At 63.5% G+C, this 22,705-nt stretch carries 23 protein-coding genes and 2 pseudogenes; 18 read left to right on the forward strand and 7 right to left on the reverse strand.

Annotated features, from left to right (window positions below):
• Positions 1-4: 4 nt before the first annotated feature.
• The 4 genes from E5E97_RS07005 to hslR form a co-directional block, all read right to left on the reverse strand.
• Positions 5-670: a GntR family transcriptional regulator gene (locus E5E97_RS07005; RefSeq protein ID WP_139390033.1), complete on the reverse strand. Its 666-nt coding sequence runs from the start codon at positions 668-670 to the stop codon at positions 5-7.
• Positions 671-845: 175 nt separating this feature from the next.
• Positions 846-2,471, reverse strand: coding sequence for a phosphoenolpyruvate carboxykinase (ATP) (pckA, locus tag E5E97_RS07010; protein WP_139390032.1), 1,626 nt, complete (start codon positions 2,469-2,471; stop codon positions 846-848).
• A gap of 149 nt (positions 2,472-2,620) precedes the next feature.
• A complete protein-coding gene (hslO, locus tag E5E97_RS07015; protein ID WP_024943636.1) occupies positions 2,621-3,505 on the reverse strand; it encodes an Hsp33 family molecular chaperone HslO in 885 nt (294 codons plus the stop codon).
• A 108-nt stretch (positions 3,506-3,613) separates the two neighbouring features.
• Positions 3,614-4,012, reverse strand: coding sequence for a ribosome-associated heat shock protein Hsp15 (gene hslR, locus E5E97_RS07020; RefSeq protein WP_016349333.1), 399 nt, complete (start codon positions 4,010-4,012; stop codon positions 3,614-3,616).
• A gap of 214 nt (positions 4,013-4,226) precedes the next feature.
• Between hslR and exeC the strand changes: the two genes are divergently transcribed.
• From exeC to exeN, 14 genes and pseudogenes are all read left to right on the forward strand, one after another.
• Positions 4,227-5,075 (forward strand): GspC family type II secretion system variant ExeC, encoded by an 849-nt coding sequence (gene exeC / locus E5E97_RS07025; protein WP_301270965.1) that lies wholly within the window; start codon positions 4,227-4,229, stop codon positions 5,073-5,075.
• Positions 5,076-5,096: 21 nt separating this feature from the next.
• Entirely contained in the window at positions 5,097-7,130 is a 2,034-nt protein-coding gene (gene exeD, locus E5E97_RS07030) for a GspD family T2SS secretin variant ExeD (RefSeq protein WP_171280034.1), read from the forward strand.
• A complete protein-coding gene (gene exeE / locus E5E97_RS07035) occupies positions 7,130-8,635 on the forward strand; it encodes a GspE family T2SS ATPase variant ExeE (RefSeq protein ID WP_016349336.1) in 1,506 nt (501 codons plus the stop codon). The genes exeD and exeE overlap by 1 nt, the downstream gene beginning before the upstream one ends.
• 1 nt (position 8,636) lies before the next feature.
• Positions 8,637-9,857, forward strand: coding sequence for a GspF family T2SS innner membrane protein variant ExeF (gene exeF, locus E5E97_RS07040; RefSeq protein ID WP_171280035.1), 1,221 nt, complete (start codon positions 8,637-8,639; stop codon positions 9,855-9,857).
• A gap of 151 nt (positions 9,858-10,008) precedes the next feature.
• Positions 10,009-10,440 carry a GspG family T2SS major pseudopilin variant ExeG gene (gene exeG / locus E5E97_RS07045; RefSeq protein ID WP_005308483.1) on the forward strand — a complete coding sequence of 144 codons (432 nt, stop codon included), beginning with the start codon at positions 10,009-10,011 and terminating at the stop codon, positions 10,438-10,440.
• A 47-nt stretch (positions 10,441-10,487) separates the two neighbouring features.
• A pseudogene (locus E5E97_RS07050) lies at positions 10,488-10,598 on the forward strand (type II secretion system protein); the annotation flags it as partial.
• A gap of 5 nt (positions 10,599-10,603) precedes the next feature.
• Positions 10,604-11,155, forward strand: coding sequence for a GspH family T2SS minor pseudopilin variant ExeH (gene exeH, locus E5E97_RS07055; RefSeq protein WP_171280036.1), 552 nt, complete (start codon positions 10,604-10,606; stop codon positions 11,153-11,155).
• The gene (gene exeI, locus E5E97_RS07060; RefSeq protein ID WP_171280037.1) at positions 11,152-11,511 is read left to right on the forward strand and encodes a GspI family T2SS minor pseudopilin variant ExeI; all 360 of its coding nucleotides are present in this window, start codon (positions 11,152-11,154) and stop codon (positions 11,509-11,511) included. Before exeH ends, exeI begins: the two co-directional genes overlap by 4 nt.
• Positions 11,508-12,161: a GspJ family T2SS minor pseudopilin variant ExeJ gene (exeJ, locus tag E5E97_RS07065; protein ID WP_171280038.1), complete on the forward strand. Its 654-nt coding sequence runs from the start codon at positions 11,508-11,510 to the stop codon at positions 12,159-12,161. The genes exeI and exeJ overlap by 4 nt, the downstream gene beginning before the upstream one ends.
• Before the next feature lie 25 nt (positions 12,162-12,186).
• Positions 12,187-12,261: pseudogene (locus tag E5E97_RS07070) on the forward strand (type II secretion system protein GspJ); the annotation flags it as partial.
• Positions 12,251-13,276, forward strand: coding sequence for a GspK family T2SS minor pseudopilin variant ExeK (exeK, locus tag E5E97_RS07075; protein ID WP_060390462.1), 1,026 nt, complete (start codon positions 12,251-12,253; stop codon positions 13,274-13,276). The pseudogene E5E97_RS07070 and the gene exeK, both read left to right, overlap by 11 nt.
• 119 nt (positions 13,277-13,395) lie before the next feature.
• The gene (gene exeL, locus E5E97_RS07080) at positions 13,396-14,580 is read left to right on the forward strand and encodes a GspL family type II secretion system protein ExeL (RefSeq protein WP_171280039.1); all 1,185 of its coding nucleotides are present in this window, start codon (positions 13,396-13,398) and stop codon (positions 14,578-14,580) included.
• Positions 14,577-15,068, forward strand: coding sequence for a GspM family type II secretion system protein ExeM (gene exeM / locus E5E97_RS07085; protein WP_016349344.1), 492 nt, complete (start codon positions 14,577-14,579; stop codon positions 15,066-15,068). The genes exeL and exeM overlap by 4 nt, the downstream gene beginning before the upstream one ends.
• A gap of 61 nt (positions 15,069-15,129) precedes the next feature.
• Positions 15,130-15,885: a GspN family type II secretion system protein ExeN gene (gene exeN / locus E5E97_RS07090; protein ID WP_017408951.1), complete on the forward strand. Its 756-nt coding sequence runs from the start codon at positions 15,130-15,132 to the stop codon at positions 15,883-15,885.
• A gap of 65 nt (positions 15,886-15,950) precedes the next feature.
• Here exeN and E5E97_RS07095 read toward each other — a convergent pair whose 3' ends face one another.
• Positions 15,951-16,766 carry a helix-turn-helix transcriptional regulator gene (locus E5E97_RS07095; protein WP_171280040.1) on the reverse strand — a complete coding sequence of 272 codons (816 nt, stop codon included), beginning with the start codon at positions 16,764-16,766 and terminating at the stop codon, positions 15,951-15,953.
• Positions 16,767-16,910: 144 nt separating this feature from the next.
• On the opposite strand from E5E97_RS07095, the gene tyrS reads away from it, so the two are divergent.
• The gene (gene tyrS / locus E5E97_RS07100) at positions 16,911-18,179 is read left to right on the forward strand and encodes a tyrosine--tRNA ligase (RefSeq protein ID WP_171280041.1); all 1,269 of its coding nucleotides are present in this window, start codon (positions 16,911-16,913) and stop codon (positions 18,177-18,179) included.
• 143 nt (positions 18,180-18,322) lie between these two features.
• Here tyrS and yrfG read toward each other — a convergent pair whose 3' ends face one another.
• Complete coding sequence (yrfG, locus tag E5E97_RS07105) at positions 18,323-18,991, reverse strand: GMP/IMP nucleotidase (RefSeq protein ID WP_101149822.1); 669 nt, start codon at positions 18,989-18,991, stop codon at positions 18,323-18,325.
• Between the two features lie 138 nt (positions 18,992-19,129).
• Between yrfG and nudE the strand changes: the two genes are divergently transcribed.
• The 3 genes from nudE to E5E97_RS07120 all read left to right on the forward strand — a co-directional run bounded on the left by nudE (position 19,130) and on the right by E5E97_RS07120 (position 22,272).
• Positions 19,130-19,738, forward strand: coding sequence for an ADP compounds hydrolase NudE (nudE, locus tag E5E97_RS07110; RefSeq protein ID WP_016349349.1), 609 nt, complete (start codon positions 19,130-19,132; stop codon positions 19,736-19,738).
• A 37-nt stretch (positions 19,739-19,775) separates the two neighbouring features.
• The gene (cysQ, locus tag E5E97_RS07115) at positions 19,776-20,588 is read left to right on the forward strand and encodes a 3'(2'),5'-bisphosphate nucleotidase CysQ (protein WP_011704554.1); all 813 of its coding nucleotides are present in this window, start codon (positions 19,776-19,778) and stop codon (positions 20,586-20,588) included.
• Between the two features lie 412 nt (positions 20,589-21,000).
• Entirely contained in the window at positions 21,001-22,272 is a 1,272-nt protein-coding gene (locus E5E97_RS07120) for an aromatic amino acid transport family protein (RefSeq protein ID WP_043125482.1), read from the forward strand.
• Between the two features lie 72 nt (positions 22,273-22,344).
• On the opposite strand, the gene E5E97_RS07125 is transcribed toward E5E97_RS07120, so the two are convergent.
• Positions 22,345-22,683, reverse strand: coding sequence for a tRNA-binding protein (locus E5E97_RS07125; RefSeq protein WP_017787457.1), 339 nt, complete (start codon positions 22,681-22,683; stop codon positions 22,345-22,347).
• Between the last annotated feature and the right edge of the window lie 22 nt (positions 22,684-22,705).

The following is a 22,705-nucleotide window of genomic DNA, read 5'->3' on the forward strand; positions in this document are numbered from 1 at the left end:
GTGTTCAGTGGTTGTGGCCGCTGTCCAGGATCCGCTTGATGGACTGGCCAGCCGCCTCGATATGTTGCTTGAGCAGTACCACCGCCTCGTGCTTGCGACGGGCGCGGCACAGCTCCAGCAGCTGGGCGTGCTCGCGCTCGGCCTTGTCGACGCCATCGCTGGCGAACAGCAGCTCGAAGCGCACATAGCGGTCACAGCTCAGATTGATCTGGGCGATCAGCTCCAGTGCCTGGGGGCGGCCGGCGGCCTGATAGAGGGTGGCGTGAAAACTGTGGTTCAGTTCGGCCCAGCGTTCGATCTGGGTGCCCGACTCGAGGGCCTGGTCGAACTGGGCGAGGATCGCCTGCGCCCTGGCGAAGGTCTCCTCCGTCATCAGGTCGACGGCGTGGAACAGGGTATCGGCTTCCAGCAGGGCTCGCAAATAAAAGAGCTCCTCGATGGCCGCCGCGTCCAGCATGGTGACCACGGCGCCACGGTGTGCCTCGAACTTCACCAGCCCCTGCGCTTCCAGCTGCATCAGGGCTTCCCGCACCGGAATGCGGCTCACCGCCAGCTCCTTGGCGATGGCGTCCTGGCGCAGGGGGGCGCCAGCGGGAAACTCACCGCGCAGGATCCGGCCACGGAGGTTTTCCATCACCATTTGGGTACGGGTCTTGTAGGGTAGGGTCATGGTCGGGTCACAGGGGAATCGTTACAAAATTGTATATTGTATAAAGTTGGGCTGAATCTAACGCGCAAGGGCCCACAAGGCAAGGTTTGGCGGGAGTCAAACGCCGCGCTCTGCTCAAAAAAATACCGGCCAGCTGGGCTGACCGGTATGAGATTGGCAGTAAACGGGCTGGCTGTTACAGCTGCGGACCTGCCGCTACCAGACGCTTGCCCTCTTCATTGTCGGTGAAGCGCTCGAAGTTCTTGATAAAGCGCTGGGCCAGATCCTGCGCCTTGGCATCCCACTCGGCCTTGTTGGCGTAAGTGTCGCGCGGGTCGAGGATCGCCGGGTTGACGTCGTGCAGGGCGGTCGGTACTTCCAGATTGAAGATCGGCAGCACCTTGGTCTCGGCCTTCTCGATGGAGCCATCCAGGATGGCGTCGATGATGGCGCGGGTGTCCTTGATGGAGATGCGCTTGCCGGTGCCGTTCCAGCCGGTGTTGACCAGGTAGGCTTCCGCGCCGGCGGCTTCCATCCGTTTCACCAGCTCCTGACCGTACTTGGTCGGGTGCAGGGAGAGGAAGGCTGCGCCGAAGCAGGAGGAGAAGGTCGGGGTCGGCTCTGTGATGCCGCGCTCGGTACCGGCCAGCTTGGCGGTGAAGCCAGACAGGAAGTGGTACTTGGTCTGCTCCTTGGTCAGCTTGGAGACCGGGGGCAGCACGCCGAAGGCATCGGCAGTCAGGAAGATCACCTTGTTGGCATGACCCGCCTTGGAGACCGGCTTGACGATGTTCTCGATGTGATAGATGGGGTAGGAGACCCGGGTGTTCTCGGTCTTGGAGCCATCATCGAAGTCGATGGTGCCGTCGGCCGCCACGGTCACGTTCTCCAGCAGCGCATCGCGACGGATGGCGTTGTAGATGTCCGGCTCGGCTTCCTTGGAGAGCTTGATGGTCTTGGCGTAGCAGCCGCCTTCGAAGTTGAACACGCCGTCGTCGTCCCAGCCGTGCTCGTCATCGCCGATCAGCTGACGCTTGGGATCGGTGGAGAGGGTGGTCTTGCCGGTACCGGACAGGCCGAAGAAGATGGCCACGTCACCGTCCTGACCCACGTTGGCGGAGCAGTGCATGGAGGCAATGCCGCGCAGGGGCAGGAAGTAGTTCATCATGGAGAACATCCCTTTCTTCATCTCACCACCGTACCAGGTGCCGCCGATGAGCTGGATCTTCTCGGTCAGGTTGAAGGCGACGAAGTTCTCGGAGTTGAGACCCTGCTCCTTCCAGTTCGGGTTGGTGCACTTGGCACCGTTCATCACCACGAAGTCCGGTTTGAAGGTTTTCAGCTCTTCATCGCTCGGACGAATGAACATGTTTTTCACGAAGTGAGCCTGCCAGGCCACCTCGGTGATGATGCGCACGGCCAGGCGGGTGTCCGGGTTGGCACCGCAGAAGCCGTCGACCACGAACAGGCGCTTGCCGGAGAGCTGTTTGGTCACCAGGGATTTCAGATGTGACCACACTTCCGGGCTGATGGCTTTGTTATCGTTTTTACCCTGGTCAGACCACCACACAGTATTCTGGGTAGTGGCGTCTTTGACGATATATTTATCTTTAGGGGAGCGGCCGGTGAAGATGCCAGTATTGACATTGACGGCGCCCAGTTCGGTCACCACGCCGCGCTCGAACCCTTCCAGGTCGGCACGTGTCTCTTCCGCGAACAGCTGGTCGTAGGAAGGGTTGCGCAGGATTTCAGTGGAGTTCTTGATACCGTACTGGTCCAGTCCTAATTGCTTGGCCAGGGTGGGTTCTGCCACGATTGTCATTGTATTCTCCTGGGTTCAGAGGTTGGTAGGGTTCTATCTGGCGTTCATCCTATCACTTAGGTGGTAGAGTTTAGCGATCGCCATCAAACTTTATAAAATAGGGTATTTTTTTGTTATTTAAGTTAAAGGCGGGTTTTGCCCGCCTTCAATTAGTGTAACTTGTTTGCATCATTACCGGGAGCCCTGCTGAACAGGGTTTCGACGTCGATCCCATCAAATTGGTACTGGGCGCCGCAATAATCACAGTGCATGTCGATCTTGCCGAGCTCCTGCACCATCTCCATCACCTCTTCTTTCTCTATCTGCAGCAGAGCCCCTTCGCAACGAGCGCGGGAGCAGGTGCAGCGGAACTCGACGGCCTGCGGATCGAACACCCGCACCTTGTCCTGGTGGTAGAGGCGGTAGAGGATCTCTTCCGCTTCCAGACCGAACAGCTCTTCATCCTTGATGGTGCTGGTGAGCTGGGTCAGGTGTTCGAAATCGTCGCTGTGATCCTCGCTCTGGGCGGGCAGCTCCTGCAGCAGGATGCCGGCGGCGCGCGGCTCACCCTGGTGGTAGCCGGTGCGGATCCACAGCTTGGTCGCCAGCTGTTCTGACTGGGCGAAGTAGTGCTCCAGGCAGCCGGCCAGGGTGTCGGCGTCCAGCGCTATGATGCCCTGATAGCGTTCACCCTGCTCCGGGGTGATGGTGATGACCAGCTGGCCTTCTCCGATCAGGCTCTGCAGCTTGTCGTCGCTCGGCAGTTCCCCTTCATAGCGGGCCACGCCACGCAGTTGCTGGTTGTTGTCGCCGTTGATGACGGCCAGCCGTACCGGGCCGTTGCCCTGCAGCTGCACCGTGATGGAGCCTTCGAACTTGAGGGTGGCGGTCAGCAGGCTGGTGGCGACCAGCAGTTCACCCAGCAGTTTTTGCACCTGTACCGGGTAGTTCTGGGCCTCAACCACGTGGCGGTAGGTGTGGTCCAGCTGGACCAGCTCGCCCCGGACTTCGTACTCTTCGAACAGATAGCGATACAGGAGATCTTGGTTACTCATCATGCATTCCTGGGTTCTTCGGTGGGGTAAATAGATAAAAACATTAATAAACAGCTGGTTAGGAACTTATTCCGGCAACTGTCGTCATAAAAGGGCCATCTTGGCGGGTCAATATTGCTTGACCTTGATCAGCTGGCGCCGCTCCTGCTTGTCGGGGCGACGCTCGGGGCTTGGCGCAAACTGGCTGTTGAAGCGGCGTGCCTCGCTGTTTTCAGCCCGCTTTTTCAGGCTGGCCTCGGTCTCTTCATAGAGCTGCTGGGCCAGCGGGGCGGATTTGCGCTGCTCGCTCACCTCGAGCACCCGCACTTCCCGTTCGTCCTGACCCTGCCAGCAGCGAATGAGGGCACCGACCTCGACATGCTTGCCCGGTTTGCTGCGCTGGCCGTTGTAATGCACCTTGCCCCCTTCAATCTGGTCGCGGGCCAGGCTGCGGGTCTTGTAAAAACGCGCCGCCCACAACCACTTGTCGAGACGGACCAGGGCTGGGGTTTCTGCGGGGTTCGGCATGAATCGACTCCGGAATGGCTGAAAGGGGTGCCTGATTATACCAGAGGCGGGCCCCGGGATAGAAACAGGGGGGCTGATGGTGTGACGGAATGTCAATTTTCGCAGCTTCATCCCATCCGGTCGGTTGTCTCTGGGTCCATTGCCGTACACAATAGCCAACCGATTTGGATGCCAGAAAATATTGATAAACATGACGCTACCGTTCAGGGATGACTTGTTGAGCTCCCTTCTGGCCCGTTGTAAAACCGTGCCACTCTCCCGATTTAGCCAGCCTCTGTTCTGGCTTCTGCTGCTGTTGCTGGCCCACCAGTGTGCCGGTCTCACCTGGCGTCTGCTGGATCTCGGCAGCCGGCCCGTCAGCCAGTCCTGGCAACCGTCGGTGGTCGCCAATCAGAGCCAGGGTACAAACCGGCTCGACCTGAGCGGCGTCAGCCGGCTGGCACTGTTTGGCAAGGCCAAACAGCAGGCCCAGGCGGCCGATGTTGTCGCAGCCGATGCTCCCAAGACCCAGCTCAATGCCCAGCTCAACGGCGTGCTGGCGAGCTCGGATCCCGCCAAATCCATCGCCATCATCGCCCACAACGGGCTGCAGAACTCCTACGGCATCGGTGATCTCATCGATGGTACCCAGGCCAAGATCCGCCAGGTGTTCCCGGATCGGGTCATCATCGAGCGGGACGGCCGTGACGAGACCCTGATGCTGGACGGGGAGGAGTACGGCAAGCCGCTGCCCAAGCCGGGCAACCAGGACGGCAAGCTCTCCTCGGTACGCAACGAGCTGATGGGCAACCCCGGCAAGATCACCGATTACCTCAATATTTCCCCGGTCCGGGTCGATGGTCGCATGGTCGGCTATCGCCTCAATCCGGGCAGCAATCCGGAACTGTTCAATCAACTGGGGCTGGTCGCCAACGACATGGCGGTCAGCATCAATGGGCTGGATCTGCGGGATAACGCTCAGGCCATGCAGGCGATGCAGCAGGTGGCTGGCGCAACGGAAATGACCGTCACCGTCGAGCGGCAAGGACAGCTCTACGACGTTTATGTCGGCTTGTCAGAATAATGATTTGGAGTAGCACCAAGAATGATAAATAAAGGGAAGGGCTGGCGTCTGGCCACCGTGGCTGCGGCGCTGATGATGGCAGGTTCTGCCTGGGCCACCGAATATTCCGCCAGCTTCAAGAATGCCGACATCGAAGAGTTCATCAACACGGTCGGCAAGAACCTGAACAAGACCATCATCATCGAGCCTTCGGTGCGCGGCAAGATCAACGTCCGCAGCTATGACCTGCTCAACGAAGACCAGTACTACCAGTTCTTCCTGAGCGTGCTCGACGTCTATGGCTTCGCCGTGGTCCCGATGGACAACGGCGTGCTCAAGGTGGTGCGCTCCAAGGACGCCAAGACCTCCGCCATCCCGGTGGTGGACGAGAGCAACCCCGGCAGCGGCGACGAGATGGTGACCCGGGTTGTACCGGTGCGCAACGTCTCGGTACGTGAACTGGCGCCGCTGCTGCGCCAGCTCAACGACAACGCCGGTGGCGGCAACGTGGTCCATTACGACCCCTCCAACGTGCTGCTGATCACCGGCCGTGCCGCCGTGGTCAACCGGCTGGTGGAAGTGGTACGCCGGGTCGACAAGGCGGGCGACCAGGAAGTGGACATCGTCAAGCTGAAGTACGCCTCCGCCGGCGAGATGGTGCGGCTGGTAACCAACCTCAACAAGGATGGCAACAACCAGGGCGGCAACACCTCCCTGCTGCTGGCACCCAAGGTGGTGGCCGACGAGCGCACCAACTCGGTGGTGGTGAGCGGCGAGCCCAAGGCCCGCGCCCGCATCATCCAGATGGTGCACCAGCTCGACCGTGACCTGCAGAGCCAGGGCAACACCCGGGTCTTTTATCTGAAATACGGCAAGGCCAAGGATCTGGTGGAGGTGCTCAAGGGCGTCAGCTCCAGCATCGAGGCGGACAAGAAGGGCGGCGCGGCCACCACCACAGGGGGTGGCGGTGCCAGCATCGGCGGCGGCAAGCTGGCCATCTCCGCCGACGAAACCACCAATGCCCTGGTGATCACCGCCCAGCCGGACGTGATGGCCGAGCTGGAGCAGGTGGTCGCCAAGCTCGACATCCGCCGGGCCCAGGTTCTGGTGGAGGCGATCATCGTCGAGATCGCCGATGGCGACGGTCTCAACCTCGGGGTGCAGTGGGCCAACACCAATGGCGGTGGCACCCAGTTCACCGACACCGGTCTGCCCATCGGTTCGGTGGCCATCGCGGCCAAAGATTACAAGGACAACGGCAATACGGACTCCTTGTCCAAGCTGGCTGGCGGCTTCAACGGCATGGCGGCCGGCTTCTACAAGGGCAACTGGGCCGCGCTGGTGACGGCCCTGTCGACCAATACCAAGAGCGATATTCTCTCCACGCCGAGTATCGTCACCATGGACAACAAGGAAGCCTCCTTCAACGTTGGCCAGGAAGTGCCGGTGCAGAGCGGCTCCCAGAGCTCCACCACCAGCGATCAGGTGTTCAACACCATCGAGCGCAAGACGGTGGGTACCAAGCTGGTGGTGACGCCGCAGATCAACGAGGGGGATTCCGTGCTGCTCAACATCGAGCAGGAGGTCTCCAGCGTGGCGCAGAAACAGGCGACCGGTACGGCTGATCTGGGCCCGACCTTCGATACCCGCACCATCAAGAACGCGGTGCTGGTGAAGAGCGGCGAGACCGTGGTGCTGGGCGGTTTGATGGACGAACAGAATCAGGAGAAGGTCTCCAAGGTGCCGCTGCTCGGCGACATCCCGGTGCTGGGCTATCTGTTCCGCTCCACCACCAATACCACCTCCAAGCGCAATCTGATGGTCTTTATCCGACCGACCATTTTGCGGGATGCAGACATCTACACCAGCCTCTCCAGCAACAAGTACTCCCAGTTCCGCTCCGAGCAGCAGGAGGCGGCGGCGCAGGAGGGCTATCTCACCTCGCCCAAGCGCCAGGTGCTGCCCCAGTACGGCCAGGACGTGACCATGTCGCCCGAGGCGCAGAAGCAGCTCCAGCAGACACAGTCGGCCCCGCAGACGAGCGGTGGGTCCCAGCCATTCGTGGGTAACAAGTAATGGCGGCATACCAGCTGGATGGCGTCGACATGCCGGCAGCATTGCCCGAGCTGCCGTTTGCCTTCGCCCGCAACTTCGGGGTGATCCTGACCGAGCGGCAGGGGGCCCCGGTGCTGCTCTGCCGCCAGGGCGTGACGCCGCAAACCCTGCTGGAAGTGCGGCGGGTGGCGGGCTGCGCCTTCACGGTGGAGCAGATGGACGGCGAAGCCTTCGAAGAGCTGCTGATGGCCCACTACCAGCGCGACTCCTCCGAGGCGCGCCAGCTGATGGAGGATCTCGGCAACGAGATGGACTTCTTCGCGCTGGCCGAAGAGCTGCCCCAGAGTGAAGACCTGCTGGACGCCGACGACGATGCCCCCATCATCCGCCTCATCAACGCCATGTTGAGCGAGGCGATAAAAGAAGAGGCGTCCGACATCCACATCGAGACCTTCGAGCGCGCCCTGGTGATCCGCTTCCGTATCGACGGGGTGCTGCGGGAGATCCTGCGCCCCCATCGCAAGCTCGCCTCCTTGCTGGTGTCGCGCATCAAGGTCATGTCGCGGATGGACATCGCCGAGAAGCGGGTGCCGCAGGATGGCCGCATCTCACTGCGCATCGGCGGCCGGGCGGTGGACGTGCGGGTCTCCACCATGCCGTCCAGCTACGGCGAGCGGGTGGTGCTGCGTCTCTTGGACAAGAACAACGTGCGGCTCGAGCTCAAGCAGCTCGGCATGACGCTGGCCAACCGCAACATCATCAGCGAACTCATTCGCAAGCCTCACGGCATTATTCTGGTGACGGGCCCGACCGGTTCGGGCAAGTCGACCACCCTCTACGCGGCCCTCTCCGAGATCAACTCGCGGGATCGCAACATCCTGACCGTCGAAGACCCCATCGAATATGACCTCGAAGGGGTAGGCCAGACCCAGGTCAACAGCAAGGTGGACATGACCTTCGCCCGCGGCCTGCGCGCCATTCTGCGTCAGGATCCGGACGTGGTGATGGTGGGGGAAATTCGTGACCTCGAGACCGCTCAGATCGCGGTGCAGGCGTCGCTGACCGGTCACCTGGTGATGTCGACCCTGCACACCAACACCGCCATCGGTGCCATCACCCGGATGCGGGACATGGGCATCGAGCCCTTCCTGCTCTCCTCCTCGCTGCTGGCGGTACTGGCCCAGCGGCTGGTGCGCACCCTCTGCCCCGATTGCCGCGCGCCGCGCCCCATCACCGAGCAGGAGCGCATTGCCATGGGCATCGAGCTGGCGCCGGATCAGCAGGTGTGGCGGCCAGTGGGTTGCGAGCAGTGCAACCACACCGGCTATCGCGGCCGGACCGGCATCCACGAGCTGGTGGTGATCGACGAAGCGGTGCGCGAGGCGATCCACAGCGCCAGCGGCGAGCTGGCCATCGAGCGGCTGATCCGGGGTCACACCCCCAGCATCCGCCGCGACGGCATCGACAAGGTACTCAAGGGGCAGACCAGCCTCGAAGAGGTGCTGCGCGTGACCCGGGAAGACTGAGATGGCAGCATTCGAATACAAGGCCCTCGACGGCAAGGGACGCAACAAGAGCGGCGTGCTGGAGGGGGATTCCGCCCGCCAGGTACGCCAGCTGTTGCGCGAACAGGGGCTGACCCCGCTCGAGGTGAACGAGACCACCGAGAAGGCCAAGCGCGAGGCGAACCGCTTCGTGTTGTTCCGCCGTGGTGCCAGCACCGCCGAGCTGGCGATGATCACCCGCCAGCTGGCCACTCTGGTGGGGGCCGGCCTCACCATCGAAGAGGCGCTCAAGGCCGTCGCCGAGCAGTGCGAGAAGGCTCACCTGCGCAGCATGGTGGCCACGGTGCGCAGCAAGGTGGTGGAGGGCTATTCGCTGGCCGATTCGCTGGCGGCCTTCCCCCATGTGTTCGATCAGCTGTTCCGCTCCATGGTGGCGGCCGGTGAGAAGTCCGGTCACCTGGAGAAGGTGCTCAACCGCCTTGCCGACTACACCGAGCAGCGTCAGCACATGCGCACCAAGCTGCTGCAGGCGATGATCTACCCCATCGTACTGACCTGCGTCGCCATCGGCGTCATCTCCATCCTGCTCACCGCCGTGGTGCCCAAGGTGGTGGCCCAGTTCGAACACATGGGTCAGCAACTGCCGGCCACCACCCGCTTCCTCATCGGCACCAGCGAGCTGATGCAGCACTATGGCCTCTGGTTTCTGTTGCTGCTGCTGGTGGGTGGCTTTGTCTGGCGCTGGTGGCTGACTGACGACAAGCGTCGCCGTCACTGGCACCAAGTGATCCTGCGCCTGCCGGTGATCGGCCGGGTCAGCCGTGGGCTCAACACCGCCCGTTTCGCCCGTACCCTGAGCATCCTCAACGCCAGCGCCGTGCCGCTGCTGGAGGGGATGAAGATCTCCGGGGAAGTGCTCTCCAACGACTTTGCCCGCATGCGCATCGGTGAGGCCACCGAGCGGGTGCGGGAGGGGACCAGCCTGCGCAAGTCGCTGGATGAAACCAAAATTTTTCCGCCCATGATGCTGCATATGATCGCCTCCGGCGAGCAGAGCGGCGAGCTCGACAACATGCTGGAGCGGGCGGCGGACAACCAGGATCGGGAGTTCGAAACCCAGGTGAACATCGCCCTCGGGGTGTTCGAACCCATGCTGGTGGTCTCCATGGCCGGGGTGGTGCTGTTTATCGTGATGTCGATCCTGCAGCCGATCCTTGAGCTCAACAATATGGTGAATATGTAAGGTTCGGACGTTCGAATACGCTTCGCTATTCGAACCTACCAATCCAATCAACTCCGTAGGTTCGATTAGCCGACAGGCGTCATCGAACGATCGAGGTTTAGCAATTTATCGTTGATGGTTCATGCCATCTCATTTCGTGAGGGAGTAAGTCATGCAAAAGCGTCGTCAATCGGGTTTTACCCTGCTGGAAGTGATGGTGGTCATCGTGATCCTGGGGATCCTGGCCAGCCTGGTGGTGCCCAACCTGATGGGCAACAAGGAGAAGGCCGACCAGCAGAAAGCGGTCTCCGACATAGTGGCGCTGGAAAACGCCCTCGACATGTACAAGCTGGACAACAACCGCTACCCGACCACCGAGCAGGGGCTGGACGCGCTGGTCAACAAGCCGACCGCCGCACCTGAGCCGCGCAGCTACCGGGAAGGGGGCTACATCAAGCGCCTGCCGCAGGATCCTTGGGGCAACCCGTACCAGATGCTGAGCCCGGGCCAGTTCGGCAAGATCGACATCTTCTCCATGGGGCTGGATGGCGAAGCCGGTACCGATGACGACATCGGCAACTGGAACCTGAAGGATTTCCAATAAGTGATCCCGCCGCGTCGCGCTCACAGAGTCATGCCGGGGCTGCCTGAATGAAGGTGGCCTCTTCTGCCCGTCGCCAGGCTGGTTTTACTCTGCTGGAAGTGCTGCTGGTCGCCATGTTGATGGGTCGGCTCGAGGCCACTGCCATGCAGTTGAGGCTGGCGCCATGAAACATAGTCGCCAGGCCGGTTTTACTCTGCTGGAAGTGTTGCTGGTCGCCATGTTGATGGGGCTGGTGGCCACTGCCGTCACCCTCAGCATGGGCGGCGCCAGGGGCGATAGAGAGCTCGACAAGCAGGCGCGCCGCTTCATGGCCGTGCTGCAGCAGGCGCAGGAGTACTCGGTGATGGATGGCCGGTTGGTGGGCCTGCGTGTCGAGGACAACGGCTGGCAGTTCATGCAGCGCGCGGCCAAGGATCGCAAGTGGCAGGTGATGAGCGGTGACAAGCTGCTGGATCGGGTCGAGTTGCCCGACAACATGCGGCTGGCCATCGAGCTCGAGGGCTTCAGCTGGCGGACCGAATCCGACGAGAAGTACGAGAAGGGGCGCGACGAGAAGGAGCGCACCCCGCAGGTGTTCATCTTTCCCGGTGGCGAGCTGACCCCCTTCGTGCTGACCCTGACCCAGCAGGACGACGATCTGCGCTATGTGCGCACGGTCAAGGCGGACGAGTTTGGCCGCCTGCGCCTGCTGCAGGACGAGGAGGAAGAGGAATGAACGCCCGCGGCATGACCCTGCTGGAAGTCATGGTGGCGCTGGCGGTGTTCGCCATCGCCGGGCTGGCGGTGATGAAGACCGCCAGCGAGCACCTCTCCGGCCTCAACTATCTGGAACAGAAGACCCTGGCGACCTGGGTGGTGGAGAACCAGCTGGTGCAGCAGAAGCTCGAAGCCAAGTGGCCCGGTGACAGCTGGGTGGAAGGGGACGAGCAGATGGCGGGCCAGACTTGGTACTGGCGCTATCGCGGCGTCGCTACCGCCGACAGCAACTTCAAGGCGCTGGACATGGAAGTGCGTACCGCGCCCAAGGCCGACAGCTCGGTGGCCATGATCCGGACCTATATCAGCCGATGAACCTGAATCCGCTTTTCCCCACGCACCGGCACCTGCGTCAGGCGGGGTTTACCCTGCTGGAGATGCTGGTGGCCATCGCCATCTTCGCCGGCCTGAGCCTGGGCGCCTATCAGGTGCTGCAAGGGGTGCTCACCAGCGACGAGGTGGCCAAGCGCAAGGAGGCTCGTCTCTCCGAGCTGCAACTGGCCTTCTCCGTGCTGGAGCGGGACATCACCCAGATGGTGCCGCGCAGCGGCCGCATCGACGGCGAGAACAACAAGGTGCTGCTGGCGGCCTCCCGCTTCGGCCAGCAGAGCGACGACTGGGGCATGGCCTTCATGCGCGGCGGCTGGCTCAACCCGGACGGCATGCTGCCACGCTCCGGCTTGCAGCGGGTTGGCTGGCGGCTCAAGGATCACAAGCTGGAGCGGCTGAGCTACCTCTACCCGGATCCGGTGATCGGCACCGAGCCGCGCATCCAGCCGATGCTGGAGCGGGTGACGGCGCTGCGGCTCTATTTCTACGACAAGGGCACCTGGAAAGAGGAGTGGACCCAGCGCAACGTGCTGCCCTACGGGCTGGCGGTGGAGCTGGATCTGGAAGACTACGGCACCATCCGTCGCCAGTTCCTGATCGGGGCCGGTGGTCAGAGGGCAGAGAATGGTAACTGATCGTCATGTTCCCCTGTCCGTCACGGAGGATGACGGCACTATTCGACGTCGCCAGTTCCTGAACGGTGCTGGCGGCCAGCGAGCGGACAATGGCAATTAAGCGCGGCCGGGGCCGATCCCGCACCACACCTGGCCGCCAGGGGGGCATGGCCCTGCTGGTGGTGCTGCTCATCCTGTCGGTGATGGTGATCATCGCCAGCAACATGAGCGGCCGCCTGCAGCTGGAGCTGCGCCGTACCGCCAACCTCACCGCCGGCAAGCAGGCCTGGTGGTATGCCATGTCGGCGGAGGCGCTGGTGAGCAAGGTGCTGGCCCAGGATTTCAAGGACGACCCCAACGTGGTCAGCCTGGGGCAGAACTGGGCACGCCAGGATGCGGTCTTCCCGGTGGATGACGGCAAGCTCACCGGCCGGGTGCGGGATCTGCAATCCTGCTTCAACCTCAACAGCCTGAGCGTGCCGTTGAAGGACGGGATCAGCGGCGACGATCTGGAGAAGCAGCCCTATCCGGTCAAGGTGTTCAAGGCGCTGCTCAAGCAGCTCGAGGTGGAAGATTACGAGGCGGTGCAGCTGACCGATGCCATCCGCGACTGGACCGACAAGGATACCGTGCTGGTGTCGAGCTACGGCGCCGAGGATGCCTATTACGAAGGGCTCACCCCCCCTTATCTGACCGCCAACCAGTGGATGCTCGGCACCGACGAGCTGCGAGCGGTGCGCGGGGTGAGCGCCAAACTGTACGCCCGGCTGGCACCCTATGTGTGCGCCCTGCCCAACGACAAGCTGGTGGTGAACGTCAACACCATCCGGCCGGAGCAGTCGGCTCTGCTGGTGGCGCTCTATCTGGACAAGGTGGGGCTGGACGATGCCAAGCGGGTGTTGACCAGCCGCCCCCAGAAGGGGTGGAAGAACAAGAAGGAGATGACGGACCAGATGCCGGTGCAGGTGAGCAACATCCAGGGGCTGGATGCGGCGCTGGACGTCAAGAGCAGCTATTTCGAGGCCAGGCTGATTGCCGAGGTGGGTGATACCCGGGCTCGGCTGGAGAGCGTCTTCGTGCGCGGCAAGGACAACAAGCTGGTGATGCTGCGCCGTCTGAATGGCGGCGCCGAATAACAAGGGAGGCGGGCGACGGCCGTTGGCCGGCCCGCGCTATCCCCCGATTGGACTGCAGCCCATGGCTGCGCGCCCGCCCATCCCGAGGGATGCGAGCGAGCATGGCAGGAGAGACATTAGTGAGCGAGAGTCTGGTCATCCGTCTGGGGACCAATGCGCAGCAGCCGGTCGAGTGGCTGGTGTGGTCGGGCGGGGAAGAGGAGGTGATCGCCTCCGGTACCCTGGCCTCGGCCCATGCCCTTGGCGAGCTGCAGGAGCGGGCCGGTGGCCGCCCGGCGGTGGTGCTGGTGCCCGGCAGCGATCTTATCTTCCGGCGGGTGAGCCTGCCGGGCAAATACAGCCGCCAGTCTGCGGCCGCCTTGCCCTATCTGCTGGAGGAGCAAATCGCCTCCGACGTGGATGAGCTGCACCTGGTGGTGCTGGGTCATCAGGGTCACGAGGTGGACCTGATGGCGGTCGACAAGGAGAAGATGCAGACCTGGCTCGGCTGGCTGGAGCAGGCCGGCCTCAAGAGCCGGCAACTGCTGCCGGACGTGCTGGCGCTGCCGCAGGCGAGCGAGGGCTGGTCGGCGCTGCAACTGGGCAAGGAGTGGCTGCTGCGTCAGGGCCCCTGTCAGGGCATCGTCGCCGACGAGCCGCTGCTGGCCATGCTGCTGGCGGCGGAGCCGGCGCCGGTGACCATTCACAGCCATACCCCGCCGCCGGCCATTGCGGCGGCCAGCTGGCAGGCGGCCGATCCCGAGCTGCCCATGCTGCTGCTGGCCCGGGGGGCGCTGGCCAGTCAGGCCAACCTGCTGCAGGGGCCCTACCGGCCGCAGACCGAATACTCCCGCTACTGGCAGCAGTGGCGCAAGGTGGCGGTGGTGGCCGGAGCGCTGCTGGTGGTGGCGTTTGCCCAGCGCGGCTTGCAGCTCTATCAGCTGGCGGAGCAGGACAAGGCGCTCAAGGCGGAGATCCGGCAGGTCTACACCCGGATCTTCCCGGGGGAGAGCCGCATCGTCAACGTGCGCAGCCAGATGACCCAGCACCTCCAGCAACTGGGACAAACGCCGCAGGACGGGGTGCTGATGGTGCTGACCGAGCTGGCCCCCACCTTCGCCGAAGTACCCGGCCTCAAGCCCGAGGTGCTGCGTTTCGACGCGGCTCGCGGCGAGCTCAGGTTGCAGGTGACGGCTCCCGGTTTTGCTGAGATCGAGCGTTTTCGCGAGCTGGCTGGCAAGCGCTTCGACGTGCAGCAGGGGGAGGTGCGCAGCACCGAAGGCAAGGTTGAAGGGGCACTGGTGCTGAAGGGTAAATCATCATGATGGACAAACTACAAGGCTGGTGGCGCGGCATCAGCGCCCGCGAGCAGCGGCTGGTGGCGGTGGGCGGCAGCGTACTGTTGATCGGCTTCTGCTATTGGGTCATCTGGCAGCCCATCGGCAATCGCATCGACGAGCGCGAGCGGCAGGTATTGAGCCAGCAGCAGACCCTCGCCTGGCTGAAAGAGAAGGGTGAAGAGGTGCTGGCGCTGCAGGGTGGCCAGGGCCGCCAGCTCGATACCAGCGGCACCCTGGAAGGGGTGGTCAACCGCACTGCCTTCAACCAGAAGATCAAGATTGCCCGCTTGCAGCCCCAGGGCCAGGAGCTGCAGGTGTGGATCGACACGGTGGCGTTCGATGACCTGCTGATCTGGCTGGCGACCCTGGCGGATCGCCATGGCGTGCAGGTGCAGGTGATCGAGGTGGCCCGCGAGAATCTGGCGCCCGGTCTGGTCAAGGTACGCCGCTTGCAGCTGAGCCGCCCCCAATGAAACCACGCGTCCCGAGCAGGGCCATGCGCCTGAGCGGGCGCTTGCAGTCGAGTCGTTTTCTATGAAGCAAAGAGTGCTGATTGCCGTGCTGTTTCTGGCGGCCTATCTGGTTTTCCTGCTGGCCAAGCTGCCGGCGTCTCTGGTGGTGCGCTACCTGCCGCTGCCGCCTCTGGTACAGCTGGAAGGGGTGAGCGGCACCCTCTGGAGCGGCCAGGTTGCCCGCCTGCAATATGCCAGCGAGTCGCTGACCCAGCTGCGTTGGGAGCTCAACGGCTGGTCGCTGCTGCGCTTTGCCCCTGAGGTATCCCTGCGCTTTGGCGAGCGCAGCGGCCTCAACGGGCAGGGGGTGGTGGGCTGGAGCGGCGCCGCCTTTGGCCGCGACATTACCCTCAACGTGCCGGCCCCCTGGCTGCTGGCGCGGGTGCCGATGCAACTGCCCGTGCCGGTGACGGTGGCTGGCCAGCTGCAGCTCAAGCTCGATCAGGTTGCCCAGGGCAACCCCTGGTGCGACAACCTCTACGGCAACCTCTACTGGTACGGGGCCGATGCCGATACCCCGGCCGGCAAGCTGGTGCTGGGGGATCCCGAGATCAAGCTGACCTGCATCGACTCCCGGCTGGTGGCCGAGCTCAAGCAGGGCTCGGAGGCGGTGCAGGTACAGGGCAAGCTGGAGCTGCAGGCCAATCGCCAGTACCTGTTCCAGGGCACCCTGAAACCCGGGCCCGAGCTGCCGGAGCAGATGAAGCAGGGGCTGCCCTTCCTCGGCCAGCCCGACGGTCAGGGACGCTTCCCGCTGCGCTACCAGGGCCGCATCTGACGGCCTTGCTGTCTGATCTGGCATGCATCGACACCACCCCGCCCCGCCCCGGCGGGGTGGTGTCGTTATGGAGGCGTGCCGGCTGGCGCCGTGATGAGGTGATTGAGGAAGAAGCGGAATAGTTCGGCCCGCGAGCGCAGGTGCAGCTTGGCGTAGAGGTGCTTGCGATGATTCTTCACCGTGCCGCTGCCGATGCCGAGCTCCGCGGCAATCGCCTCGGTGTCGAGCCCCTGCAACAGCAATCCCGCCACCTGACGCTCGCGACGGGTGAGGCTCGCGCCTCCCACGCTGGCGATGGCCTGCTCCACCGTCGCCTTGAGATCGGCGCCACCCGGCAGCATCGGGCTCTGGGCCAGCAGGGCGGCTTCTTCCCGCCAGTGCTGGCGGCACAGCGAATGCACCAGCGGAAACAGCGCCTCCAGCCGGGCCAGCTCATCACGGCTGAGGGGGCTGCGCTTGTCGAGGCGGCCCAGAAACAGCATCAGGGTGAGGCCGCCGCGCACCGGCAGGATCAGCCCCACCTCCTCCTGCCAGCCGGTGGCCTGATAGAAGTGGTGGCGGTACTCGGGGTCGAGCCGCCCGCGCGACACCTGTGCCAGCGTCCAGACCCCGGCCTCCAGACCCTGTTCCAGCGCCTGCATAAAGGGATCCTGACTGAAGTGGCGGGTGAGATAGCGATCGAACAGCAGGGCCCGCTGGTGGTGCAGGTTGTCGTAGAGGTAGACGGGGCGCAGCCCCACCCCGAGCAGCAGGGCACAGTCGAACGCCACCTGCTGCTGGATCAGGCGCACCAGCGCCGCCGGAAAGGCGCTGCCGTGCAGGGCATCGACCACCTCAGTCATGCTGCGGGTCAGGGTATCTGCGGTGAGGGGTTGGGTCATGGCGATGGCTTCCGGGTGGCGGGCAGGCTTCCCACAATGGACGAATGCTAGCACGAGAGTGGCAAAACTGTCCCCTGGGGGACATATTCGGGGCGAGCCAGAGCGGCGAGGATGTGGCCTTTTCCCCCTGCTGTTGGAGACCCCATGATCAACCCACACCTGCTCGATGAGCTGACCCGACGCGGCCTGGTGGCTCAGAATTCCGACCCGGTGGCGCTCGCCTCTCACCTCGCCACCCCGCGCACCGTCTATTGCGGGTTCGATCCCACCGCCGGCAGCCTGCACATCGGCCATCTGGTGCCGCTCTTGATGCTGCGCCGCTTCCAGCTGGCGGGCCACACCCCGGTGGCACTGGTGGGCGGTGCCACCGGCCTTATCGGCGATCCCAGCTTCAAGGCGACCGAACGCAACCTCAACAGCGCCGAGACGGTGCAGGGCTGGGTAGCCAGCCTGTCGGCCCAGATAAAAGCGCTGCTGCCGGCCAGCGAAGGGCTGGCGGCACCGCTGCTGGTCAACAACGCCGATTGGATGGGGCAGATGTCCGCCCTCGATTTTCTGCGCGACATCGGCAAGCACTTCTCGGTCAACGCCATGCTGGCCCGCGAATCGGTGCGCCAGCGGCTGGCCCGCCCGGATCAGGGCATCTCCTTCACCGAGTTCTCTTACGCCCTGCTGCAATCCCAGGACTTCGCGGTGCTCAACCAGCGCCTCGGCTGCACCCTGCAGATCGGCGGCAACGACCAGTGGGGCAACATCACCAGCGGCATGGATCTCACCCGCCGCCTCCATCAGGCTCAGGTCTATGGCATGACGCTGCCGCTTATCACCAAGGCCGATGGCACCAAATTCGGCAAGACCGAGGGTGGTGCGGTTTGGCTCGATCCGGCGCTCACCTCGCCCTACGCCTTCTACCAGTTCTGGCTCGGCACGGCGGATGAGGATGTCTACCGCTTCCTGCGCTACTACAGCTTTATGGCGCTGACCGAGATTGAGGCGCTGGAGGCGGAGGATGCAAAGCGGCAAGGGCGCAAGCTGGCCCAGCAGGTGCTGGCCGACGAGCTGACCGAGCTGGTGCATGGCAAGGGGGCGCTGGCGGCAGTGCAGCGTATCAGCGAACTGCTGTTCAGTGGCGAGGTGGCCCGCCTTGGCGAGAGCGATCTCGCCCAGCTGGCGCAGGATGGCATGCCAAGCTGCCGAATCGAGGGGGAAACCAGCCTGGTGACCCTGCTGGTGGAGAGCGGTCTGGCCAACTCCAGGCGCATCGCCCGCGAGCTGCTGGCGGCAGGCGCCATCAGCCTCAACGGCGAGATCCGCCGGGATGAGCCACTGACGGCGGCCGACCGGCTGTTCGGCCGCTACCTGCTGCTGCGCCGGGGCAAGAAGCAGTACCGGCTGGTGACGTGGCAGGGGTGAGCGACTCGGGATCGACAAGGGCTGCCTGGGCAGCCCTTTTGTTTATCCGCTGCCTGCTGGGTCAGCGGCAGCAACTCGGCGTCATCGCGGAAGCGATGGGGGAGGCGGTGTCTGGTTGCCCAGATGCTCCCCTGCCTCTCGGCTTACACGGCCAGCGGCAATAACTCGGCGTAGTCACGGATCGCCGGGAAGGCGGTGATGTGCTGCTCGGGCTGGCAACTGTCCGGGTTCTGGATGGCGAGCTGATAGCCGATGCCGTAATCGGCGGCGGCGCGCAGGATCCGCTCGCTGTCATCCACGAACAGGGTGCGGGCCGGGTCGAACGCCAGCCGCTCGGCCAGTGCCTGCCAGCAGTGCTGGCTCTCCTTCGACCAGCCCAGCTCGTGGGTGCTCACCATCAGATCGAGGTGGCCGGCCAGCCCCAGCTGCGCATCCTTCACCGACAGGCTGGCGGGGTGGGCATTGGTGAACAGCACCAGCTGCTTGCCTGCAGCCCGCAGCGCGGCCAGGAAGGGGATGACGTGAGGCCGCCACTGGATCTTGGCCAGGATCTCCTGCTTGAGGGCACGGATGTCGAGCCCCAGCGTCTCGCTCCAGTAGTCCACGCAGTACCAGTTGAGGGTGCCGCTGACGGCCTGGTAGTGCGCCTCGATCTGCACTCTGGCTTCGGCCAGCGGCAGGCCGAGTCGCTCGGCATAGCGCTCGGGTACCAGCTGTTGCCAGAGGTGGTTGTCAAAATGGAGATCGATCAGGGTGCCATCCATATCGAGCAGGACAGTGTCTATCTGGTGCCAGGGCAGTGGGGTCGGCATGGGGCCTCGGTGGTCGGGTCGAAACGGGCGGGCATTATAACGGATTTTTCCCGCTGCTTTCCCACCCTTGCCCCGTGGTGTTCGAGAGGGGAGTCGTTTACTCTTGAAACACGATTTTTTAACGAGCAGCCAGCCCCGATGAGTGACCTCCACCAACGCAAACCCGTCCACCTCAGTGTCGACACCATGGCGCATGATAAGAGCAAGCCGGAGATCCTCAAGGCCGAGATCGTGGCCGAGAGCCGGCTGTTCAAGGTGGAGTCGCTCCACCTCAAGTTTTCCAACGGCGAGGAGCGGGTCTACGAGCGGATGCGCGGCGGCAACCGGGGCGCCGTCATGGTGGTGCCGCTGTTCGATGCCCACACCCTGCTGCTGGTGCGCGAGTACGCGGCGGGCACCCACTCCTACGAGCTGGGCTTCCCCAAGGGGCTGATCGACCCGGGTGAAGATGCCTTCGAGGCGGGCAACCGGGAGTTGATGGAAGAGGCGGGCTTCGGCGCCAACAGCCTGACCCTGCTCAAGCAGGTGTCGCTGGCGCCGGGGTACTTCTCCAGCCGGATGGACATCTTGCTGGCGCGGGATCTCTTCCCCGAGCAGCGGGTGGGGGACGAGCCCGAGCCCCTCGAGGTGATCCCCTGGCCGCTGAACCGGATCGACGAATTGCTGGCGCGACCCGATTTCACCGAGTCGCGCAGCATCAGTGCGCTGCTGCTGGCCCAACGCTGGCTGGCGGAGCAGGCAGAGTAGCCCGCAGACGGGCCGTTTGAATACAGAGGATAACAAGATGCAGGAGTTGTTGGCCTGGGTGCCGGGGGTCAAGGAGATCGCGCGCGAAGCGGGCAGGATCCTTCACGAAATCTATCACGGCGGTCAGTTCGAGCGTCAGCTGAAGGAGGATGCGACCCCGGTCACCAGTGCCGATCTTGCTGCCGATGCCTACCTCAAACAGGCGCTGTCGGCGCTCACTCCCCACGTTCCCGTGCTGACCGAAGAGGCGGCCGACATCCCCTTCAGCCAGCGCGCCAACTGGCGCCAGTACTGGCTGGTGGATCCCCTCGATGGCACCGGCGAGTTCATCGCCGGTAGCGGCGACTTCGCCACCCTGATCGCCCTGGTGCAGGACAACGTGCCGGTGCTCGGCGTCATCTACGCTCCCGAGTCGAACGTGCTCTACTGGGCGGTGCGCGGTCATGGTGCCTTCAAGGAGGCGAACGGCGAGGTGCACCCCATCAGCGCCATGCACCACGAGCACGATCAGCCCGATTCACTGGTGGTGGCCATCAGCCGCCGCCAGAAGCTGGAGAACCTGACCCGTCGCCTCAACCCGGCCATCAACTACGAGCTGATCCCGCTCGGCTCCAGCTCGCTCAAGTCCTGTCTGGTGGCGGAAGGGGCGGCCGACTGCTACGTGCGGCTCGGCCCCACCGGCGAGTGGGACACTGCCGCCGCCCAGTGCATCGTCGAGGCGGCCGGTGGTCGCATCCTCAGCCTGGCGCTGCAGCCGCTGCGCTACAACGAGACGGAGTCGCTGGAGAACCCGGACTTCATCGTGATGGGGGATCCGGATCTCGCCTGGGGCAGCATTCTGGCGCACTGAGCGGGTGAACAGGTCATCATTGACGGCAATCAGGCGGCTCCATGGCCGCCTGATTGCATGGTGTGATCCGCTGGTTTCATCGGGGATGAACAGAAATATCCGCTGGCAAAGCGCGGGAATGACAGTGAATCATCACAAGAGAGGGCGACGGAATGGCACGATTTTTCAGGTAATTCTGCAAACGATCATTTGGCCAAAATAAAAAATTGATCGAGAGTTAAATTTTGGTTTTAAATTTCGCAAATTTAACAAAATTCAGTTTTACTCATTTATGTGATCCCGATTCCATTCCCAATCTCACTGGCTGAAGCCCGTAATGGTAGTGATATGTTTCAGGATTGATTTTTGAGTATTAAATCCCGATAAACCACAATGAACTCAGATTAAAACACTGACAAAAAGTGAATTAGTAATGAGTTTATCTGTAGACGTCACCAAGGAGCTGTCCGGTTCCTGCTCCACCACCGTCAGCGCCACCCCCTGGCGTCGCCACGACACCCACTGGGTCATCAGTCTGTTTGGCACCGCCGTCGGCGCCGGCATCCTGTTCCTGCCCATCAATCTGGGTCTGGGCGGGATCTGGCCTCTCATCATCGTCTCCGTGCTGGCCGGTCCCATGACCTTCCTGGCCCACCGCGGGCTGGCGCGCTTCGTGCTTTCCTCGTCGCGCCCCCACGCCGATTTCACCGAGGTGGCACAGGAGCACTTCGGCAAGATGGCCGGCCGCCTCATCTCGGCGCTCTACTTCCTCTCCATCTTCCCGATCCTGCTCATCTACGGGGTCGGGCTGACCAACACGGTGGAGAGCTTCATGATCAATCAGCTCGGCATGGATGCCCCGAACCGGGTGATGCTCTCCGGTCTGCTGGTGTTCGCCATGATCGCCGTGATGCTGGCCGGCGAGAAGGCGATGCTGCGCGCCTTTGCCGTCATGGTCTATCCGCTGGCGGCCATCCTGGCGGCGCTCTCCTGCTACCTGATCCCCCAGTGGCAGTGGCCGCAGCTGGGTAGCCTGGAGAGCGGCAGCTTCCTCAACACCGTCTGGCTGGCGCTGCCGGTCACCGTGTTCGCCTTCAGCCACGCCGCCGCCATCTCCGGATTTGCCAACGTGCAGCGCCGGGAGTACGGCGAGCAGGCGGAAGCCAAGAGCAGCCTGATCCTGCGCAACACCACCGTCATGCTGGTGGGCTTCGTGCTGTTCTTCGTCTTCTCCTGCGTGCTGAGCCTCTCGCCGGCCCAGCTGGCCGAGGCCAAGGCCCAGAACGTCTCCGTGCTCTCCTACCTCGCCAACATCACTGACAACCCGGTGATCGTGACCCTGGGGCCGCTCATCGCCTTCATCGCCATCAGCTCCTCCTTCCTCGGCCACTTCCTTGGTGCCCGCGAGAGCCTGAAAAGCCTGATCGCCAAGCCCACCGGCCTGTCGCTGGCCAAGGCGGACCGGCTCGGCATCGCCCTGATGTTCTTCTCCATCTGGGGCGCCGCCATCATCAACCCTGGGATCTTGGGGTTGATGGAGACCCTCTCCGGCCCGGTGATCGCCATGATCCTGTTCATCATGCCGGTGGTGGCCATCTACAAGGTGGAGGCACTGGCCCGCTTCCGCCACCGCTGGGCCAACGGCTTCATCCTGCTGACCGGCGCGCTGGCGGTGTCGGCGCTGATCTTCAGCCTGCTGAAGTAACGGCGAGCAACCAGCCGCAAAAAAGAGAGGCGACCCCAGGGTCGCCTCTCTTGTATCTGTCCGGTTGCGGCCTCAGCCGAGCTTGGCGCCATTCTCCACCGCCTGCTCGGGGATGGCGATCACCACGGCGCCGTCCGGCCGGTAGAAACCGGTCAGCAGAAACTCCGACTGGATCGGCCCTATCTGCTTGGGGGGGAAGTTCACCACGGCGACGATCTGGCGGCCCACCAGTTCCTCCGGTTGGTAGAGGTCGGTGATCTGGGCGCTGCTCTTGCGCACCCCGAGCTCGGGGCCGAAATCCGCCCACACCTTGTAGGCCGGGCGGCGTGCCTCGGGGAAGGGCTCGACCCGCACCAGGGTGCCCACCCTGAGCTCCACCATCTCGAAATCCTGCCAGCTTATGGTCTGCATCTTGGCTCCTCGTTGCCCTTAC

Origin of the sequence: Aeromonas sp. 2692-1 (assembly GCF_013085505.1) — a bacterium.
GTDB classification, from domain to species: domain Bacteria; phylum Pseudomonadota; class Gammaproteobacteria; order Enterobacterales; family Aeromonadaceae; genus Aeromonas; species Aeromonas hydrophila.

Excerpts from the sequence above, each read along its gene's own strand:
- E5E97_RS07005 (WP_139390033.1), bottom strand. The coding sequence starts at position 670 with ATGACCCTACCCTACAAGACCCGTACCCAAATGGTGATGGAAAACCTC.
- pckA (WP_139390032.1), bottom strand. The coding sequence starts at position 2,471 with ATGACAATCGTGGCAGAACCCACCCTGGCCAAGCAATTAGGACTGGAC.
- hslO (WP_024943636.1), bottom strand. The coding sequence starts at position 3,505 with ATGAGTAACCAAGATCTCCTGTATCGCTATCTGTTCGAAGAGTACGAA.
- hslR (WP_016349333.1), bottom strand. The coding sequence starts at position 4,012 with ATGCCGAACCCCGCAGAAACCCCAGCCCTGGTCCGTCTCGACAAGTGG.
- exeD (WP_171280034.1), top strand. The coding sequence starts at position 5,097 with ATGATAAATAAAGGGAAGGGCTGGCGTCTGGCCACCGTGGCTGCGGCG.
- exeE (WP_016349336.1), top strand. The coding sequence starts at position 7,130 with ATGGCGGCATACCAGCTGGATGGCGTCGACATGCCGGCAGCATTGCCC.
- exeF (WP_171280035.1), top strand. The coding sequence starts at position 8,637 with ATGGCAGCATTCGAATACAAGGCCCTCGACGGCAAGGGACGCAACAAG.
- exeG (WP_005308483.1), top strand. The coding sequence starts at position 10,009 with ATGCAAAAGCGTCGTCAATCGGGTTTTACCCTGCTGGAAGTGATGGTG.
- exeH (WP_171280036.1), top strand. The coding sequence starts at position 10,604 with ATGAAACATAGTCGCCAGGCCGGTTTTACTCTGCTGGAAGTGTTGCTG.
- exeI (WP_171280037.1), top strand. The coding sequence starts at position 11,152 with ATGAACGCCCGCGGCATGACCCTGCTGGAAGTCATGGTGGCGCTGGCG.
- exeJ (WP_171280038.1), top strand. The coding sequence starts at position 11,508 with ATGAACCTGAATCCGCTTTTCCCCACGCACCGGCACCTGCGTCAGGCG.
- exeK (WP_060390462.1), top strand. The coding sequence starts at position 12,251 with ATGGCAATTAAGCGCGGCCGGGGCCGATCCCGCACCACACCTGGCCGC.
- exeM (WP_016349344.1), top strand. The coding sequence starts at position 14,577 with ATGATGGACAAACTACAAGGCTGGTGGCGCGGCATCAGCGCCCGCGAG.
- exeN (WP_017408951.1), top strand. The coding sequence starts at position 15,130 with ATGAAGCAAAGAGTGCTGATTGCCGTGCTGTTTCTGGCGGCCTATCTG.
- E5E97_RS07095 (WP_171280040.1), bottom strand. The coding sequence starts at position 16,766 with ATGACCCAACCCCTCACCGCAGATACCCTGACCCGCAGCATGACTGAG.
- tyrS (WP_171280041.1), top strand. The coding sequence starts at position 16,911 with ATGATCAACCCACACCTGCTCGATGAGCTGACCCGACGCGGCCTGGTG.
- yrfG (WP_101149822.1), bottom strand. The coding sequence starts at position 18,991 with ATGCCGACCCCACTGCCCTGGCACCAGATAGACACTGTCCTGCTCGAT.
- nudE (WP_016349349.1), top strand. The coding sequence starts at position 19,130 with ATGAGTGACCTCCACCAACGCAAACCCGTCCACCTCAGTGTCGACACC.
- cysQ (WP_011704554.1), top strand. The coding sequence starts at position 19,776 with ATGCAGGAGTTGTTGGCCTGGGTGCCGGGGGTCAAGGAGATCGCGCGC.
- E5E97_RS07120 (WP_043125482.1), top strand. The coding sequence starts at position 21,001 with ATGAGTTTATCTGTAGACGTCACCAAGGAGCTGTCCGGTTCCTGCTCC.
- E5E97_RS07125 (WP_017787457.1), bottom strand. The coding sequence starts at position 22,683 with ATGCAGACCATAAGCTGGCAGGATTTCGAGATGGTGGAGCTCAGGGTG.